The following is a 17,894-nucleotide window of genomic DNA, read 5'->3' as shown; positions in this document are numbered from 1 at the left end:
GTCAGGAAAGCACTGGATATTGTGCATGCCTACGAGAAAATACAGGAATGAAAAAAACGCAATCAGCTATATGAATTTTTTATAGGAGACGTTGCGGACGGCCAACAACGATGCCCCGGCCGGCCGTGCTCATAAAGACAACACCGAAGGTATTGGCGTCGCCGACGACGAACTGGGCGTCGCCGGGGCCGCCGTATTGATGGGCGTCGTCGTTGACGCGCAGCCAGCTGGCGCCGGTGTCGGTCGAGCGGAACAGGCCGCGCACCCCGCCCACCGAGCCCCAGATGTAGACGGCCGGATAGCCGGCGCCCGGCGCGGCCTTGCCGAAGCCGACAGCCGCCGCATAGCCGACATTGCCCAGGTTGGCGAAACTGGCGCCGGAATCGGTGGAACGGGCCAGGCCGCCATCGTACAGCGCGACCCAGACATCCCCTTCCCGGCCCGGCGCCGCGCGCACCACCTTCGAGCCATGGGCCGACGCCAGGCCGCCCGCCGGCGCGAAACTGGCGCCGCCGTCGCTGCTCACCAGCATTTTGGCGCCGCTCAGGGCGTAGAACTTGCGCGGGTTGACCGGATCGGCGACCGGACGGCCGCCGTCCAGTCCCTTGACGGCAGTCCAGCTGTCGCCGGCGTCGGCCGAGTAGTAGCTGACGGCGGATTTTGCCGGGCTGTGCACGATGACCTTGCCGTCCGCGCTGAGGGCCAGCTGGCCCTGTTTGCCTTTCAGGCTGGCGGTTTTCTTCCAGCTGACGCCCATGTCGCCGGACAGGTACATCTCGCTGCCGACCCGCACCACCACCTTGGGATTGCCGGCGGCATAGTCCAGGCCCCAGGTGGTGCCCATGGTCGGCGTGTGGATGGGCGCGTATTGCGTGACGTCGGTATGGCGGAAGCCGTCGTAGTCGCCGATGGCCGAGATGGCCGGGCCGCCGGGTATGCTGATCATGTTCAGCGGCACGGATTCCTCCAGGCCCGCGTCCTCGAACTTCCACACCGCCGGCGCGGCGTGGATATCGGTGGACTTGAAGATGCCGTTGCCGGAAACGACCATGACGGTGTTGGTGTCGAACGGATCGAACTCGATGCTGGCGGTCCAGTGGATGAAGCTGCCGGCGATCCAGCTGACGCCGTTGGCGTCGATCAGCACGCCCTGGTCGACGATGCTTTTCCAGCTCTTGCCGCCGTCCAGCGTCTCGAAGAACTTGTCGCCCATGGTATGGGGCTGGCCGTAGTAGCTGATGGTGGAGACGATCATGCGGTCCGGGTTGCCGGGGTCGACGGTGATGCCGGCATAGGCGCGGTTCAGCGGCGGCGAGATGTTGCTCCACCTGGCGGCGGCGATATCGTACTTCCACACCTGGCCCTGCTCCATGCCCTCGCCGTGCGCCACGTCGCCCCACGGGCCGGCGCCCTGCGCGTAGACCACCACCAGGCTGCCCTTCGCCAGCACCGCGCGCTGCGGCATCAACGCGGTCGGGCCGCCGGTCAGCGCGGTGAAGGTCTTGCCGGCGTCGTTGGACATATACATGTTGGCGCCGACCGAACCATAGCGCGACACGCCGGCGAAGATGCGCGATGTTTCCCGGTCCTTGTCATTGGCCTTGCCGCCGGCGCTGGCCGGGTCGAGCACCACGAAGCTCACGCCGTTCTTGTTGGGCGTGGTGTCGACCTGCAGGGCATCCAGGTGCCGCCAGGTCAGTCCCTCGTCCACGCTCTTGAACATGCCGTTGGCGCGCGTGCCGACATACAGGATCTTGCCGTTGGCCGGATCGACCTGCAGCTTCTCGCCATTGCCGCGTCCCATGCCGTTGCCGTGTACCTTGAACTGCCCGGTCACGTCGATCTTGGTGAAGGTCTTGCCGTAGTCGCTGGATTTCAGGATCGCGCTGGCGCCGCCGTTCATGTAGGCGATGCCGGTGGACAGGTAGACCTTGGCCGGCGCGCTCGGATCGATCGCGATCGACTCCACGCCCAGCAGGCCGGTTTCCTGGTCCGATACCCAGTCCAGCAAGGGGATCCAGCGCTTGTTGGCGCCGTCCCAGCGGTAGGCGCCGCCGACGTCGGTGCGCGCGTAGATCAGGCCCTTCTCGGTCTTGCTGGTGATGATGCCCGAGACGAAGCCGCTGCCGCCGATGGCCACGTTGCCCCATGCGTAGGATTCGCCGGCGCCCATCAGCCGCTTCAGTTCCGGCGCCATCGACCGGGCCCAGATCTCGTAGCCCTTCTCGTTTGGATGCAGCAGGTCCGGCATGATGTCCTTCGACAGCGTGCCGTCCGGCGTCAGGAATTCCTTGTTAATGTTGAGGAAGAAGACATGCTGGTTGTCGGCAAAGCCCGAGATGATGCCGTTGACCTGCTCATTGATCCGGCGCAGCTCGTCGTCGGGCGTGGCGCCGCGCGGGAAGATCGCCAGCAGCAGGATCTTGGTGTCCGGCAGGCGGCGGCGCAGTTCGTCGATATTGCGCTTGATGCCGATGGCCGTGGTCTTCGGATCCTCGTGGCGATGACCGGTGTTGTTGGTGCCGAACATCAGCACCGCCACCTTCGGCGCGATGCCGTCCACTTCGCCGTGCAGCAGGCGCCACAGCACGTTCTCGGTGCGGTCGCCGCCGAAGCCCAGCGCCAGGCCGTTCATCGGCTTGTAATAGCGCTCCCACACCGGCGCGCCGCTCTTCTCCCAGCCCTCGGTGATGGAATCGCCGATGAAGACCACCTGCGCGCTCTTGCCCAGCGCCTTGGCTTCGGCCAGCTTCTTCTCGTGGCGCGGAGTCCACCAGTCGATAGACCAGGATTCGTTGAGCTTGTCCGGCGTGACCGACACCGTCTTGTAGTCGGGGCAGCTGGCGTTGGGCTTGCCGCTGGCCTGGTAGCGGATGTTGGCCACCGACACCTCGCCGGTGCCGGTGGCGTCAAGCAGGAACGGCCGCGTGATGGCGCTGAGATCGTCACCGTCGTGCACGAAGCAGCTGACCGGGAACACCACGTGCTGCCAGCCCTTGCCCTCCATCGCGCGCGCCGGGATCACGTAGGGCACGTTGCGGCTGCATTTTTCTCCGCAGCCGAGCGCGAAGCTGAGGCCCCCGTGCGACATTTCCTGGACGTTGACGTCCAGCGCCAGCACCCCGCGCGCCAGGTAGGGGCGCAGATCGACCGGCTTGTCGCCTTCCACGCCCAGGCTGGCATACCAGGAGTCCTTGAAGCTCAGGGTCAGTCCCTGGCCGGCCTTGCTCGCGACGACATGGTTGGACGGTATCGTCAGCGACGGCGGGATCACGGCGGTGTCGCCGTCGAGCCGCATGGTCGTCTCGAAGTTCGCCACCGTCACATGCCCCGAATCCAGCGGCTGGCCGGTATAGACTTTCAATTCCTGAGGCGCGGCCGCCAGCGCGGAGGTCGACAATACGGCCAGCGACGCCGCCAGGCGCCAGTTCGGGATTTTCATAGGGGAATGTCTCGCTATTTTGTTATAAGGACATTCTGCAAGCTGCCCTATGGCGCGGCAATTGCGAAATTCACCAAGGGGGGCAATGATTTCAGTCGGGCGTACGGCGCAGCGCAAGCTGGTCCGCTGCGCGTATCTTCGCATCGGGCGCCAGCACGCGGGTGATCACTTTCGGGTTGATGCCCATACCCTGCAAAAACTCCACGGCGCCGGGCGTGCCGATATCCCGCTGCACTTCCAGCGCTTGCCGCACGATGAACTCGAGCGAGTGCCAGCCCGCAGTGTCCGACGTTTGCTGCGCACGCTGGCGTCTGTCGTGAACTGGATTCATGTTGTTTCCTCGTCCGGGACTGGTGGCTGCAATTGTATGTCAGGACGAATCGCGGTGTCGCCCGCAAGAGTTTGACTAGTCTCCGCCGAATCGCTCATTGATATGTCTGACGGCTTGCGCAACCCCGTCCTCGAGCGCCATCGCCCTGGCAATGGCTTCCGCCCGGGTTGTCATTTCCGGCGTGTCCTGCACCAGCCTGAGCCGGCCGGCCAACTGCCTGGCTGTCAGGCTGCGCCGTTTGCTTATCCCGCCGGCCACGCCCATGCGCTGCAATTCCCGCCCCCAGTGCTCCTGCTCGCTGATGTGTGCCACCACAACGGATGGCCTGCCGGCGAGCGTGGCCGACTGCGTTGTTCCGGCGCCGCCATGATGGACCACGGCCTGGCATCGCGGGAAGATCAAGTGGTGCGGCCCGCCCGAGACATACAGCACCTGGTCGCTGGACTCGAAGCCGCATTCGCGCCAGCCGGGACTTTGGATAATGGCGCGGCAGCCCGCCGACCTGGCCGCATCGGTAAGCAGGTGCAGCGTTTCGCTCTGGCTGGCCAGGTCGCGCGGCATCCAGCTGCCAAAGGTCATGTAGACCGGCTTCGCGCCGGCGGCCAGGAACGATGCCAGCGTCTCGGGCAAACGCCCCTCCAGTTCGATGTTGGGCATATCCAGGAAACCGCACACTTGCAGCGACGGCGGCCAGTCCGGCTGCCGCTCGCATATCTGCGGGCTGACCGCCGCCAGCGTCAGGTGCGGCGACAGCCAGACTTCCGTCACGATATCCTCCGTCGGACGCATGCCGAGGCGTTTGCGCAGCCTGTTGGGATAATGGCCTGCGGCCCGATGCAGCAGCGTCCTGGTCAGCCACCACAAGGCCCGATTGCCCAGGCGGCCCAAAGGAATCCCCAGCGGATGGTTGAACGCACTCGGGATCGCCGCATGCGACAGCAGCACGCTGACATAGGGCCGGCCGGCTTGCTCGGCCGCGATTTGCAGCGGATGCATGAAGTAGTGGCCGATCAGCAGGTCGGCGTCCGCGCATAGCTCCTGGGCCGCCGCGAACATGGCCTCTTCCGCCGGCGCAAAGCACAGCCGCAGAATTTCGGCCATTTGCGTCATCGGATTGCGCGTATTATAGGCAGTCCGGGCTATCTTTTCGGCCTCGTCCGGCGAGATAGCGGGCGATGCGATCACGCGGATTGTTACGCCGTTCCGCGAAGCGAGTCCTTCATATGCAGCGTTATCGAAACTGGTGATCAACAACGTGACTTCGTGGCCCGCTGCCTGCAGCCCTTCCGCCAGCGCGAGAAACGGCCGGACATCGCCGTGGCTCCCCCATGTCTGCATGCCTATTTTCATGACGTCTCGCGTGATTGCAACAGCTGGGATTGTAGCTTGATCACCAATATTCAGCAGACGCCGGAAGAGAATCGTAGAATAGCGTATCGATCGACTTTCAATCCAACCGAAGAACCCATGACCGACGACCATCCAGCAGCAGCCCAGCCAACCCCGCGCCGCCAGAAAGCCTATCGCGTCAAGCGCTCGACGGTCCACGGCAACGGCGTATTCGCGCAACGCGACATTGCGGCCGGCGACCGCATCATCGAATACAAGGGCCGGCAGATCTCATGGGAAGAGGCGCAGGAACGGGCCGCGCTGCGAGGCGGCCCGCACAACCACACCTTCTACTTCAGCCTGGCTGACGGCGACGTGATCGACGGCGGCGACCACGGCAACGCCGCGCGCCTGATCAACCATTCGTGCGATCCGAACTGCGAGGCGATCGAGGACGAGGGGCGCATCTACATTTACGCGCTGTGCGATATCAAGAGCGGCGAGGAGCTCAGCTATTCGTATCCGCTGATCTACGAAGGCCGACACACGCCGGCGATCAAGCGCGCCTTCGCCTGCCGCTGCGGCGCGGCCAACTGCAGCGGCACGATGCTGGCGCCCAAGCCGAGGAAAAAGAAGCAGCCGGTGGAACGCGAGAAGGAGCTGGAGCCGTTATCGATGGCGGCCAGCGTGGCAGAGGATTCGACAACTCAGGCATTGGTGGTTCCTCAAGGAGAAAAACATGCCGACCAAATACATAGACAACTATGAGATCGAGTTCTCGGCCGAGCCGCTGGAAGGCTGCAGCCAGTGGGGCGCCTACATCGCGGTGTTCGCGCCATCCAGCAATCCCATGCACCGCATAAACCTGCTGCACAAGCACCGCGTGGCGGTGGGCCAGCAACTGGCGGACGAAGCCGCCGCCCACGCCGCCGCCGAGGCTGCGGCACCGGACATCGTCGCATCGATCAAGACCGGCAAGGCACGACGCCCTTAGCGAGCTCTTGCGGTACTTGCCCATCGGCTGATATTCTTGTCCCAATGCTACTATTGGGATGCCAGCCATGAGCCAGAAAGCCAGAGTCTCCCACCGCCACACGACACGCCATGCGGCAACGCTGACGATGATCGACGAGACCCGCCATGCCGCCAGCACGGTGGACTTGTCGCATGGCGGCGTCAGCCTGCAGACGGACTGCCAGATCAAGCTGGCGCAATACTGCGCCGTCTCGTTCCAGGTGCGGCTGGGAGATGCCAGCCACAACGTGCTGGCGATGGGACAAGTGGTCTACAGCGATGCGGATGCCGAACTGGGCTTCAAGACCGGCGTGCAGTTCCTGCGCATCGACGACGCCAGCGTGGACGTCATCAACCGCTTGCTGCAAGCGTAACGGGCGAACCGCCCGCATAAGGTCCATCTTCATCGATGGACATTTTTTTAAATATTTACATAAGCACTTATATAATGTGATAGCATAAACGCATGAAACAAGGACTCGGAACCCAATTGCGACACCTCATCGAACTGCTGGACGGCGCGGTCCAGCAAGCCTATGTGGACGCGGGCCTGAACTACCGGCCGCGCTACACGCCGATCATGCGCGCGCTGGTACAGCAAAAGAGCGCAACCATCGGCCAACTGGCCGAGCTGGCCGGCATCACCCAGCCGGCGGCAACGCAAACGGTGGCGCTGATGAAGAAGGAAGGCCTGCTGCTGGTCGCCGCCAGCGGCGAGGATGGCAGGCAGCGCGTGGTGCGCCTGACGCGCCAGGGCGAGGAACTGCTGCCGCATCTGCAGGCGTGCTGGCAAGCGACCAGGCACGCGGCGGACAGCCTGGATGCGGAACTGGATTTCCCCTTGTCCGAGTGCCTGGCGCAAGCCATCGCGGTGCTGGGGCAGCGCTCCTTTGGCGACCGCATCCGCAGCGCAAACAAGAAAGTACGCCCAACTCCCTAAGAAAGCGGCTATGGAAAATACTCTGGACATGACAAGCAACAAACCCACCGTGGCATCGCGCGTGATGGCATATCCGCTGGTCCGCATCGTGCTCGGCCTGGTGCTGACCTTTGCGCCGGTGCCGCTGACGATGATCATCGCCTCCAAGCTGGTGGACAAGCCCCACCGCATCGCGTGGCCGCAGCTGCTGGCCGCCGTGCTGGTGTGGTTCGGCTACCGCTACTATGTGCGCCGCATCGAAAAACGCCAGCCGGCCGAGCTGGCGACGCCGGGCATGGCGCGTGAACTGGGTGCCGGCCTGCTGCTCGGCGCAGCGCTTGTGGCGATGACTTTTGCCGTGCTGGCGGCGCTGGGCGTCTACCGCTTCGACGGCGTCAACGCGGTCGGCGTCATGATGCTGCTGCCGCTGGCCGAGCTGCTGCTGGTCGGCATGGCCGAGGAGATGATGTTCCGCGGCGTGATCTTCGGCGTCAACGAGCGCTCGCTGGGCAGCAAGGCCGCCATCGTGATCTCGGCGGCGGTGTTCAGCCTGGGCCACCTGCCGAACGAAGGCGTCTCCTTGCTGGCGATGGGCGCGCTGGCCGCCTATGGCGTGCTGCAGGCCGCGCTCTACATGAAGACGCGCCGCCTGTGGGTCTGCATCGGTTCCCACGTCGCGTGGAACTACTGCGTCAGCGAAGTGTTCTCGTCGACCGTGTCCGGCCACGCGGCCACCGACGGCCTGCTGCGCGGCGAGCTGGTGGGCAACGCCATGCTGACCGGCGGCGCGTTCGGCGTCGAAGGTTCGCTGATCACCCTGCTGCTGATTACGGCCGCCGCCGCGTTCTGGCTGCGCCGCGCCTTGCAGTCTCAACAGGCGCGCATATCGGATTGATGCAACGGAGCCGGGTGCTATGTCCGCTGGCGAACTCATCCTGATCCTACTTTATCAGCGGTATTGCGCTGATATGGTGCACGGTCCGGAGCGGGCATGATGATTACACCGATCGCATTTGACGGCGACGGAACCCACCCACAATCTGGAGATCATCATGAATTCGAATCAAAAATCAGGCAGCACCGGCACCAGCAGCAAATCGGATGACACGTCGGCAAATCGCTCTTCGTCCGCAGGCAACGCATCGTCCAAAAATGAAGGCTCCAGCAAGCAGTCGGGTAGCGGCGGCACCCAAGGCGGCACCCACGAGCAGCATGTGGAAGCCGGCCGTCAAAGCCACAAGAACGACGACAAAAACGAAGGTTCGAGCGGCGGCTCTTCCGGCGGCAACAAGCAGTCCGGCGGCAGCGGTTCGTCGTCGAGCAAATCGCGCTAAGCACCAGACACCGGGCCGCTTGACGGCCTGAGCGATCACAAGAGCCGCAGTCGCTCCGCTTCAAGGCGGACGGCTGCGGCTCTTGTCGTTATCGGTGCGCCATCAAGTCTGTGCGGCCATCCGCATCGGATTGACGCAATACGGCCGCTCGCGGTACTCGAAATAGTCGAAGTCGGCATGCAAGGCGCTGCCCGCCATATCCTGGCACGCCATGCCGACAAAGGCGCCGGTAAAGTTGGGCTGGCCGGGCGCGTTGGCTTCGTCCGACAGAATGCTGGCGTCGAATTGCTGCGCCAGCCAGTGCCAGTCGCCGCCGTCCAGCCGATAGCCGAAGTACAGGCGTTCCTCGTCCACTTCCACGCGCAACTGCACCGGCAGGCCCGGCGGCAGCGCGATCGGCGCCGTGAAGGTGTCGGTCTGCACGTGATTGGGCAGGCTGCTCATCACGCGCAAGTGCTTGCCCACCACCTCGTCATGCGTGATGTACAGGTAGTGGAACTTGGCGCCGCCGTAATAGCAGATCAGCCCCGCCTGCTGCTGGTAATGCTCGGGTTCGAATTCAACCACGGTGGACGCGCTGTAGCAATGCGCCTGCTGGCGGCGCGCCACCAGCGCCTGGCGGAACTGGCTGCCCAGGCTTTCGCGACCATACAAGCGCAGATGGCCTGGCCGCTCGGTCAGGCTGAACAACTCTTCCGGCCATGGCGTGCGCAGCCACTGGAAGGCTATCGGCAATTGCGCCGCATCGAACTCCTCGCGCGCAGGCTCGGCCTCGAAGCGGTGCTCCGGCAAGGCCGGCGCCGCGGCCTGCAACTGCGCCGTCCCTTGTCCATCGGCGGTGCGCAGCCAGCCATCCTCGCCCCACACAACCGGCTGGATGGCGGTTTCGCGCCCCAGCGTGCACGTGCCGCGATTGCGCAGCGGCCTGCCGCACAGATACACCATGTAGGTCTGGCCGTCCTGGGTTTCCACCAGGTCGGCATGGCCGGCCCGCTGCAGTTCGGCATCGGGGCGATGGCGCGAACTGAGGATGGTCCGGTCGGGGTGCAGCTCGTACGGTCCATGCAGGTCGCGCGAGCGCGCCATCGTCACGCCGTGGTTCCAGCCGGTGCCGCCCTCGGCGGTGAGCAGGTAGTAGTAGCCGTTGCGCTTGTACAGGTGCGGCGCTTCGGTCAGGCCGTGCGCCGTGCCCTTGAAGATGTTTTCGCGACGGCCGATCAGCCGCCCTTCCCCCACCGAGTACTCCTGCGCCACGATGCCGGCGAAGCGGTTGCTGCCCGGACGATGGTCCCACAGCTGGTTCAGCAGATACTTGCGGCCGTCGTCGTCGTGGAACAGCGACGGATCGAAGCCGCTGCTGTTGAGATAAATCGGATCGGACCATAGCCCATCGATGGCCGGACTGGTGACCAGGTAATTATGGAAGTCGCGCAAGGAGGCGCTGCCGGTGGCGCCGCCGGTCGACGTGCGGCCATAGCGCTTGACGTCGGTGTAGATCAGCCAGAACAAGCCGTCCGCATAGCTCAAGCAAGGCGCCCACACGCCGCAGGAATCCGGCGCGCCCAGCATGTTGAGCTGGCTGGCGCGCGTGAGCGGACGGCCCAGCAGGCGCCAGTTGACCAGGTCGCGCGAATGGTGGATCTGCACGCCCGGATACCATTCAAAGGTGGACGTGGCGATGTAATAGTCGTCGCCCACCCGCACGATGGACGGGTCGGGATTGAAGCCAGGAAGGATGGGGTTTTGAATCATGATGATGTTTTCGAGAGAGGTTCACGCACCAGGCACCACAGCAGCAACGCGGCCAGCAGGTCGAGCACCGCCAGGCTGACAAAAAACGGCGTGTAGCCGACGCGCGCCATCAGCCCGCCGATCAGCAGCGAAAAAATCAGCAGACCCAGGTTGCCGAAGGTGCCGCACATGCCGGCCACGGTGGCCACCTCATTGCGCCGGAACAGGTCCGACGACATGGTGATGACGGTGACGGACAAGGTCTGGTGCGCAAAGCCGGCCAGGCTGAGCAAGGCGATCGCTGCGTAAGGGCTGTCCACGAAACCGACAAAGGCCACACCCATCATCATGCAGGCGCCAAGCGTGAACGCGCCGCGGCGGGCGTTGATAAGCCGCACGCCGCGCTTTTGCAGCGCCAGCACCACCAGCGGCCCGAACAGGCAGCCCATGTCGGCGGCCAGGAAAGGCAGCCAGGCGAACATGGCGATCTGCATCAGATCGAAATGGCGCACCGTGGTCAGGTAGAGCGGCACCCAGAACGCCAGCGTGCCCCAGGCCGGATCGGCCAGGAAGCGCGGCAAGGCGATGCCCCAGAAATTGCGCATCTTGAGGATGCTGAGTATCGACGGCCGCCCGCCGTTGCCTTGCAGGTGCTGCTCCTGGCCGGCGGCGATGTGCTGCGCCTCTTCGGCGGACAGGCGGCGATGGCGGGCCGGAGCGTCGTACAGCAGCAGCCAGGCCGCCACCCAGACCAGGCCCAGCGCGCCGGTGATGACGAAGGCTGACTGCCAGTTGTAATGCAGGATGGCCCACACCACCAGCGGCGGCGCCAGCATCGAGCCGAAGGACGCGCCGATATTGAAGATGCCGCCCGCCAGTCCGCGCTCCTTGGCCGGGAACCATTCGGACACCGCCTTCATGCCGGCCGGATTGGCCGATCCCTCGGCCAGCCCCAGCAGGCCGCGCAAGGCAGCCAAACCCTGCCAACTGGTGGCCATGCCGTGCGCCATGCAGATGACCGACCAGGCCGCCGCAAAAATGGCGAATCCGTATTTCAGGCCGATCACATCCAGCACGTAGCCGCACAGCGGCTGCAGCATGATCGTGCCCTGGAACGCGGCGGTGATGTACGAGTATTCCTGGGTGGTGATGTGCAGGTCAGTGAGCAGCGTGGGAGCGGACACCGCCAGCGTGCTGCGGGTCAGATAGTTGATGATCGCCCCCAGCATGATCAAACCTATCATCCACCAGCGTAGTCCTTTGATCTTGAGCGAGGGCATGTTTGCGCAACCACTTTATTATGGGATTGCAACGATAGCACAATATCCAATCGAAATGGTTGCGCAAACTTCGCGACAAGCAGGGGCCGAACTACGTGATATCCTTATCGTCAGGAACAATAACGTTATTTGCCTTAAAGCCGGGCGCCGATGCATAGGCTCCCCAAATCTTGTCCACGTATCCAGCTGTCGCACCGCCGGCATTGCTGAGATTATTCGGATCCGGAACGCTACCGGAGTTGTACTGCCTGAGCGCCAGTTTCCAGGCGTCGTCGCTGGAATAGCCTTTTGCCGCCCATTCATCGTGATAGCCCTTCATCAGCGCCGCCCCTGCCAGGAGATTCAAGCGAGGGTCGTTCTTGATCTGGTCCCAGCTGGCGTTCTTCAGTTCAGGCGGCAACTTGTCGCGGTTGTTTTTCTGGAAGTCTTCCCATGTGGCCTGCTGTATCTGCATCAGGCCAAAGCTCTTCCCGCCATCACCCAGTGAATTGGGATTGCCGCTACTCTCGGCCATCATTTGTTGATAGAGCAGCTCTGGCGGGATGCCGGTTTTCTTGGATGCGTCCAGGATTTGCGGCCCCCATTGACCGTAACTTGAATCGCCAGACGGCGACTGCCCACCATTGACCGTAGATACCCTCATGACTTTCTCCCTCTAAATTCGTTAAGAAATGGTTGGAACTAGTGAGGGACAAGCCTACGCATGGTCGCACAACGGCCAATCCGCGCCCTCCTGATTAGGTGAGAAAGCAGCACTGAGCAGTTCCATTCGTTATGGGGTCGGCGATGGAGAGGGACGGTTCGAAGTCTCCATGCCGCTAATTTAATCGATGTTCAGCCAGCAATCACCGTCGCGGCGGCGCCCGGCGCCGACCAAGACTCGTTCTGCAATGCGGTCCGGCACCCGGCTCTGCGCGAAATATTCTGCGGCATCGGTCGCGCCAAGCATTTCCAGGAACACGAGCCCGACGTCGATACGCTGCGCCGTCAAGCGGTCGCGCCGTCGGCACCAGGTGTGATCGATATTTGCGGGTGGCTTTTCCATTTGGAAATGATAGCCATATGCAAGTTGGTCCATTTGATGCATATCAAACTTGTTTATCATCAACGATTTTGTGACTTGCAAATATGTACACTCAGAATCAATTCTTCCCGATAACGAAAGGACTGACAATGAATACCCGCATGGCTTTGACGTCGACGTACGATCCAAGTAATCTGCTCGATACGCTAAAAAATATCCTTCATTTGAAGAACGATGCTGCCTTGTCGCGTACGCTGGAAGTCGCGCCACCGGTGATCAGCAAGATTCGTCACCATCGCTTGCCCGTCAGCGCCTCGCTCCTCATTCGCATACATGAGGCCACCGAGTTAAGCGTCGCAGACTTGCAGGCCATCATGGGGGATCGTCGAACAAAGTTCCGCCTTTCACCGGCACAAGGCCGGCCGAAGTAAGCGGACGACGTGAGCAGGCCGTCTAATTGAAGAGAGTTCTCTCATTCGAAACATCGTACTGGAGAAGCTCGCTTTTGAACCTGTCCGCCCACTTCGTTAAAAACTTCACCGTTGCAGGTGTTTCGAGATGAGCCTTCAGCGATTCCTGATCTTGCCAGCGCTGGACGAGCAGCATGCGTCCGGCGCCGGCATCATCCAAGGTGACGCTGTAAAACAGGCATCCCTTTTCTGCTCTCGTGCTGACAGAAACGGCCTGAGTATCGGCAACGAACTCCTTCACATCGGATGGATTCAGATGAAGGTGACCCATGAGAATAATCATTTTGCGTGTCCTGTTCTGCTTGATTAAATCGGCAAACCGCCTCACGCGACCGTAAGCACGAGCTTGCCTTGAATATGGCCGCTCGCGGCGCGTTCATGCGCCTTGCGGGCATCGGCAAGCGGATAAATGCTGTCGACCACGGCGCGAACCGTCCCGGCGTCAAGCAACCGCGCAAGCTCTGCGAGCTGCGGCCCGCTCGATCGCACCTGGGTCGCCGAGACCGTGACGCCGAGCTTTTCCGCTTCCTCGGCGCCGGAAAAGCCCAAGGGGAAGATCGGGAACAGCGCGCCGCCACGCTTGAGCGTGCGCAGGAAGCGGCCGGTGGTCGGGCCGCCAACCGCATCGATGACGAGATCGATGCCGTGGACGGCATCCTCGGGCTTAATCTTTGTGTAGTCGATGAATTCATCCGCGCCGAGGTCGCGCAGGAGCGCCTCGTGTTTGCCTGACGCTACCGCGATCACGCGCGCGCCCTTCCACTTGGCCAGCTGCACCGCGAAGTGCCCCACTCCGCCAGCGGCGCCGTTGACCAGGACGGTCTTGCCCTCGAGTGGCACGGGCACATGTGTGTGCGGCTGAAGCGGGTTCGTCTCGTTGTGCCCGAGTTCTATCATGAACTGCCACGCGGTGAGCAACGACATCGGCGCCGCGGCTGCATGCACATGATCGATGCCGGCCGGCTTGAGCGCAACTTCCGATGCCGGCACGCTGACGTACTCAGCGTAAGCCTTGCTGTCGCCGGCAAGGCCGTTCGGAAAGCGCACCATTGAATACACTTCATCTCCGACGATGAAGTCCTTCACGTCATCGGCCACCGCTTCGACCACACCCGACACGTCCGTCCCCAGAATAACCGGAAAGGACACTTGCGGCCGCCACTCGGGAGGCAGCATTTCATAGCCGTCGCGCAGGTACCAGTCGGGTGGATTGATGCCGACCGCGTGAACGCGGATGAGCACTTCGCCCGACTTCACTTCAGGACGCGGCGCATCCTCATAACGCAGAACCTCAGGGCCACCGAATTCGTGCTGCCGAATCGCTTTCATCGTGTTGGTTGACATCGCTTTCTCCTTGGCTACAAATGAGCTATCATTACCGGAGCAGCGCTCCGAATATAATTGAATATACGGAGCGGTGCTCCACTTGTCAAGGAGGTCTATGCGGGCCGATGCAAAAAAAAATTATGACCACATACTCGCCGTTGCGCGCGCGGTGGTAACCGTTGACGGAGCCGACGCTTCGCTACGCGACATTGCGCGCAAGGCGGATGTAGGGCTTGGCACGCTATATCGTCACTTTCCGACGAGAGAGGCGCTGCTCGAAACCTTGCTGCGCGCCAGCTTTGACGAGCTGACGGCCCAGGCACGCGAAGTGGAAACTGCGGGAGGAATCGATGTTGCGCTCGTGGCATGGCTGCGCGACGTTGTCGCCTGCGCGCGCAACTACAAAGGCGTTATCTCGGCAATGATGGCGGCCATGGAGGATGAAAACTCCGCCCTGCACGCTTCGTGCGTCACGATGCGTGCAGCCGGCACACGGCTTCTTGTGCGCGCCCAGGCCGAGGGGCTGGCGCGCACCGATATGGATGGAGAGGATTTGTTCTCGTTGGCTGCGGCGCTGGCGTGGCTGGGCGATCAGCCTTCGTCCGCGCCACGCGCGGAGCGTCTCTTCAATATCATCGCAAGCTCGATCTTGACGGAATAAGCACTCCGCTAGCCGCCAGACGGTTCGTCGCCCAGCGCGGCGGCACAGCGCTTGAGTAGTTGGCAAAGAAGCTGAGCCTCTTCAGTTGAAAGCGTAGATAGCATCTGGCGTTCCACCACGTCGGCTGCTTTCGCTCCCTCGGCGACGGCCTTTTGGCCTGCCTTCGTCAACTCGGTCATGATGACCCGGCCATGCTCCGGATGCGGGCTCCGCGTAATCAGGCCGCCGCGTTCGAGATTGACGAGGATTCCTTGCATGGTCTGCGGCGTCACGAACGCTGCGCGCGCCAACTCGGCATTCGAGATGCGCGGATTGCCAGCGACTGCAAGCAGGACAGCGTTCTGGGGTGCCGTGATGCCGAGCCGCGCGAGTTCGGCATCCAGTCGTTGCCTCAGCCGGTGTTGCGTGATCTTCAGGTTGTAGCCGATCCAGTCGGCTCCGCTCCGAGGCGCTGTTTTCGCCGTTGACATATCAGGGACCTTACATTAATATCAGGAACCTTATATTACTCAATAGGAGCTCGCATGACAACCCCAATCGGCCCAGACTTCATCGCCTTGCAAGTGCGCGACCTCTCCGCGTCCCGCAAGTTCTACATCGAGATCTTCGGTTTCGAAGCCTCGTCGCACTGCCCTCCCGGAGCGGTCATTTTCAAGACGGAGCCTATCCCGTTCGCGCTGCGAGAGCCTCTGCGCCCACTGCCCGAAGCGGGACCACTCGGTGTCGGCATGGCGCTCTGGCTCGCGTGCACCGACGCCGATGCGCTGCACGACCTGATTGTCGAGCGGGGCGGCGTGATCCTCAGCCCGCTCGCCGACGGTCCTTTTGGTCGCTTCTTCGTCGCTGGCGATCCCGATGGCTACGCGATCACCTTTCATACGGCGCGGAGCTGACCGCGCGCCTTGCGAACGTCGGCTTTGCGGTGCGGATTCAACCGGCCCCTGTCGGTTCGGTCGCGGTTCCGGTATCATTCGGCATGAATAAGATTTCTTTCAATCCATTTGTCATTGGCGTCGCCGGCGGAAGCGGCAGTGGCAAGTCGACGGTGTCCCAGCAAGTGCTGGCTTCGTTTGGCGCCGATATGGTCTCGGTCGTGATGCAGGACGATTACTACTGCGACCAAACCCATCTCACCCCTGAAGTCCGCCGCCAGCAGAATTACGACCATCCGCAGGCTTTCGACTGGCCCTTGCTGGTACAGCACGTCCAGGCCTTGCGCAATGGTGAAGCGATCGAAATGCCGGAGTACGACTTCACGATCGACAACCGCTCCAACCGGACCATTCCAGTCAAGCCGGCCCCGGTCATCGTCATCGAAGGTCTGTTTGCCTTGTATGACGCCGACTTGCGCGACATGATGTCGCTGAAGATCTTTGTCGACACCGCCTCCGACATCCGCTTCATCCGCCGCATGCAAAGGGATATTACCGAGCGCGGCCGCTCAGTGGAAAGCGTCGTCGGCCAGTATCTGGAAACCGTGCGCCCGATGCACAAGCAATTCATCGAGCCAACCAAGCGCTACGCCGACGTCATTATTCCGCACGGCGCCAATGGCCCGGCAGTCGATATGATCACTACCAAGGTGGCGAGCGTTATCGGCCAGTTGAAGCGGCCCTGATTTTATCGGCGCGAGGCGTTGGCAACGGAATCAATGTAGTCGGCCCAGTCCTGGCTTCGGGGTGCTCCAGCGCTATCTGTGGGGTGATCGGAATATACGCGCGAACGAACGCATCAAATAACGGGCACGATCGGCAAACCACCGCTATCGGTCAGGCTCGAAGCCTGCTTTACGAGTGCGGTGTGATTGTATGACTGCGCGTTAACGTAATCTAGACGTATTTGTCAACACGTGCACGCAACTCAATTACAGCCATACGCTTTCACGCCATTAGTGCCATTTGGAGATCGGTATGCATGGCCAAGGAACTTTTTGTGCGCTACACCATTTGCGCTATTCAGATCATCTGTCTTTGGGCCGCCAGCATAGACCATAGCGTTATTGAGGTTTGCCCACGCAGCGGCCTGCATAGTTGATTCGCTCGACGAGTAATTTATTTGCAGGTCCAAATTCAGAATTCGATAATCCATCCATTGGACTGTTCGCGCGCACCGCGTAGGAGTGCGCTCTTTAAGAGCTTGTGCAACGATCCAACCCGTCGCACGGTGGTCGGCATGAAAGTCCCCAGCTGGCGCTACTTCAGTGCCCTCAAAATATTCAGGTATGTTGATCCACGTGTCATTACCATCTTGCTCTTTTTGAACAATCGCCGAAATGAAGGATTTGAGCTGGGCCATCGTATAGGTCTGCCCCCCGTCAACGGACGAAATTGTGAGTCCAGGATTTGCAGACGAATTTTCCTTCAGATAGGCTAAGCCGGAATTGCTCGATGCATCTCCATCAACGAGTCTGAGGACATAGAAAATGATATTGGGATTCCCACCAATACGGTTCTTCTGCACGGCGCGCCCATCGATGTAGTCATCCACCCATTGATCAACCTGGCTCGAATTTGCCCAAGTTCTTATTGCAGCGATATTCCCGACTTCACGAGTGTAATAATACGGCGCAACTGGAGGTTCCATGCCATTTGGAAGAGCGGGCAGGTCGGGGTATACCCCGCCCCCTACAACAACTGGCGTACCGGCGCTATTACGTACAAATGAGCCGGTGGTAACCAGCACAAACACTACCTTCGCGTTAGATGCGATATCGGCTGCGGCATTTCTCTCCATGAAGAGTGTTACATCATCGCCGTGGGGCGCGATGTAGAACGCCGTTGCCGATGCTCCCCCAGACAAACACATAAACAGCATTGTAAATGCAACCTGCCAGTACTTTCGCATAGTGACCTCCTTGTTGTAGAGCAATGAATTTATCACACAAGCACGCGGAAATTACAATGTTTTCTTAATCACCACGCTCGACTGCGGCAGGTCGGCCCGCTGCGCGGCGTCGAGGTCGGTCGCGCCATCCCACGACAGGAGCGTCCGTCGTCTGTATAGCTTCGGATGAACTTTGCCTCGCGGGTGACG

Annotated in this window: 21 protein-coding genes; 10 read left to right on the top strand and 11 right to left on the bottom strand. The window is 61.8% G+C overall.

What is annotated here, in order from left to right; genetic code table 11:
• Positions 1-79: 79 nt before the first annotated feature.
• From ABWW33_RS06995 to ABWW33_RS06985, 3 genes are all read right to left on the bottom strand, one after another.
• Positions 80-3,442: a GDSL-type esterase/lipase family protein gene (locus tag ABWW33_RS06995; RefSeq protein WP_353400349.1), complete on the bottom strand. Its 3,363-nt coding sequence runs from the start codon at positions 3,440-3,442 to the stop codon at positions 80-82.
• Between the two features lie 91 nt (positions 3,443-3,533).
• Positions 3,534-3,773 carry a hypothetical protein gene (locus ABWW33_RS06990; RefSeq protein ID WP_176655635.1) on the bottom strand — a complete coding sequence of 80 codons (240 nt, stop codon included), beginning with the start codon at positions 3,771-3,773 and terminating at the stop codon, positions 3,534-3,536.
• 75 nt (positions 3,774-3,848) lie between these two features.
• The gene (locus ABWW33_RS06985) at positions 3,849-5,123 is read right to left on the bottom strand and encodes a glycosyltransferase (RefSeq protein WP_353400346.1); all 1,275 of its coding nucleotides are present in this window, start codon (positions 5,121-5,123) and stop codon (positions 3,849-3,851) included.
• Between the two features lie 117 nt (positions 5,124-5,240).
• Here ABWW33_RS06985 and ABWW33_RS06980 point away from each other — a divergent pair, with 117 nt between their 5' ends.
• The 6 genes from ABWW33_RS06980 to ABWW33_RS06955 all read left to right on the top strand — a co-directional run bounded on the left by ABWW33_RS06980 (position 5,241) and on the right by ABWW33_RS06955 (position 8,369).
• On the top strand, positions 5,241-5,870 hold the full coding sequence (locus ABWW33_RS06980) for an SET domain-containing protein (protein ID WP_176655633.1): 630 nt from the start codon (positions 5,241-5,243) through the stop codon (positions 5,868-5,870).
• On the top strand, positions 5,842-6,096 hold the full coding sequence (locus ABWW33_RS06975) for a hypothetical protein (RefSeq protein WP_176655632.1): 255 nt from the start codon (positions 5,842-5,844) through the stop codon (positions 6,094-6,096). The genes ABWW33_RS06980 and ABWW33_RS06975 overlap by 29 nt, the downstream gene beginning before the upstream one ends.
• Positions 6,097-6,163: 67 nt before the next feature.
• Complete coding sequence (locus ABWW33_RS06970) at positions 6,164-6,490, top strand: PilZ domain-containing protein (RefSeq protein ID WP_176655631.1); 327 nt, start codon at positions 6,164-6,166, stop codon at positions 6,488-6,490.
• Between the two features lie 116 nt (positions 6,491-6,606).
• Positions 6,607-7,056 (top strand): MarR family winged helix-turn-helix transcriptional regulator, encoded by a 450-nt coding sequence (locus tag ABWW33_RS06965; RefSeq protein WP_353400343.1) that lies wholly within the window; start codon positions 6,607-6,609, stop codon positions 7,054-7,056.
• Between the two features lie 10 nt (positions 7,057-7,066).
• Positions 7,067-7,930: a CPBP family intramembrane glutamic endopeptidase gene (locus ABWW33_RS06960; protein WP_353400340.1), complete on the top strand. Its 864-nt coding sequence runs from the start codon at positions 7,067-7,069 to the stop codon at positions 7,928-7,930.
• Positions 7,931-8,087: 157 nt separating this feature from the next.
• On the top strand, positions 8,088-8,369 hold the full coding sequence (locus ABWW33_RS06955; protein WP_353400338.1) for a hypothetical protein: 282 nt from the start codon (positions 8,088-8,090) through the stop codon (positions 8,367-8,369).
• A 102-nt stretch (positions 8,370-8,471) separates the two neighbouring features.
• On the opposite strand, the gene ABWW33_RS06950 is transcribed toward ABWW33_RS06955, so the two are convergent.
• The 4 genes from ABWW33_RS06950 to ABWW33_RS06935 form a co-directional block, all read right to left on the bottom strand.
• Complete coding sequence (locus ABWW33_RS06950) at positions 8,472-10,121, bottom strand: glycoside hydrolase family 43 protein (RefSeq protein ID WP_353400335.1); 1,650 nt, start codon at positions 10,119-10,121, stop codon at positions 8,472-8,474.
• A complete protein-coding gene (locus tag ABWW33_RS06945) occupies positions 10,118-11,380 on the bottom strand; it encodes an MFS transporter (protein ID WP_353400332.1) in 1,263 nt (420 codons plus the stop codon). Before ABWW33_RS06945 ends, ABWW33_RS06950 begins: the two co-directional genes overlap by 4 nt.
• Before the next feature lie 91 nt (positions 11,381-11,471).
• Complete coding sequence (locus tag ABWW33_RS06940; RefSeq protein WP_176655625.1) at positions 11,472-12,023, bottom strand: transglycosylase SLT domain-containing protein; 552 nt, start codon at positions 12,021-12,023, stop codon at positions 11,472-11,474.
• A gap of 180 nt (positions 12,024-12,203) precedes the next feature.
• Positions 12,204-12,458: a hypothetical protein gene (locus tag ABWW33_RS06935; RefSeq protein ID WP_176655624.1), complete on the bottom strand. Its 255-nt coding sequence runs from the start codon at positions 12,456-12,458 to the stop codon at positions 12,204-12,206.
• A 95-nt stretch (positions 12,459-12,553) separates the two neighbouring features.
• Between ABWW33_RS06935 and ABWW33_RS06930 the strand changes: the two genes are divergently transcribed.
• Complete coding sequence (locus ABWW33_RS06930; protein WP_176655623.1) at positions 12,554-12,835, top strand: hypothetical protein; 282 nt, start codon at positions 12,554-12,556, stop codon at positions 12,833-12,835.
• A 22-nt stretch (positions 12,836-12,857) separates the two neighbouring features.
• On the opposite strand, the gene ABWW33_RS06925 is transcribed toward ABWW33_RS06930, so the two are convergent.
• Positions 12,858-13,157 (bottom strand): putative quinol monooxygenase, encoded by a 300-nt coding sequence (locus ABWW33_RS06925; RefSeq protein WP_353400328.1) that lies wholly within the window; start codon positions 13,155-13,157, stop codon positions 12,858-12,860.
• Positions 13,158-13,198: 41 nt separating this feature from the next.
• Positions 13,199-14,218: an NADP-dependent oxidoreductase gene (locus ABWW33_RS06920; RefSeq protein WP_353400325.1), complete on the bottom strand. Its 1,020-nt coding sequence runs from the start codon at positions 14,216-14,218 to the stop codon at positions 13,199-13,201.
• A 97-nt stretch (positions 14,219-14,315) separates the two neighbouring features.
• Between ABWW33_RS06920 and ABWW33_RS06915 the strand changes: the two genes are divergently transcribed.
• Complete coding sequence (locus ABWW33_RS06915) at positions 14,316-14,861, top strand: TetR/AcrR family transcriptional regulator (RefSeq protein WP_176655620.1); 546 nt, start codon at positions 14,316-14,318, stop codon at positions 14,859-14,861.
• 8 nt (positions 14,862-14,869) lie between these two features.
• Here ABWW33_RS06915 and ABWW33_RS06910 read toward each other — a convergent pair whose 3' ends face one another.
• Positions 14,870-15,331, bottom strand: a complete 462-nt coding sequence (locus ABWW33_RS06910; protein ID WP_353400321.1) for a MarR family winged helix-turn-helix transcriptional regulator — start codon at positions 15,329-15,331, stop codon at positions 14,870-14,872.
• 54 nt (positions 15,332-15,385) lie between these two features.
• Here ABWW33_RS06910 and ABWW33_RS06905 point away from each other — a divergent pair, with 54 nt between their 5' ends.
• Together ABWW33_RS06905 and udk are read left to right on the top strand one after the other, a co-directional pair.
• On the top strand, positions 15,386-15,754 hold the full coding sequence (locus tag ABWW33_RS06905; RefSeq protein ID WP_353400318.1) for a VOC family protein: 369 nt from the start codon (positions 15,386-15,388) through the stop codon (positions 15,752-15,754).
• Between the two features lie 83 nt (positions 15,755-15,837).
• Positions 15,838-16,479 (top strand): uridine kinase, encoded by a 642-nt coding sequence (udk, locus tag ABWW33_RS06900; RefSeq protein WP_176655617.1) that lies wholly within the window; start codon positions 15,838-15,840, stop codon positions 16,477-16,479.
• A gap of 242 nt (positions 16,480-16,721) precedes the next feature.
• Here the strand turns inward: udk and ABWW33_RS06895 are convergent, their stop codons facing one another.
• Positions 16,722-17,705, bottom strand: a complete 984-nt coding sequence (locus ABWW33_RS06895; protein WP_353400315.1) for a hypothetical protein — start codon at positions 17,703-17,705, stop codon at positions 16,722-16,724.
• Positions 17,706-17,894: the final 189 nt, after the last annotated feature.

Origin of the sequence: Duganella hordei, from assembly GCF_040369125.1 — a bacterium.
Classification (GTDB): domain Bacteria; phylum Pseudomonadota; class Gammaproteobacteria; order Burkholderiales; family Burkholderiaceae_D; genus Rugamonas; species Rugamonas hordei.
This window is presented reverse-complemented; position numbering and strand designations above follow the sequence as displayed.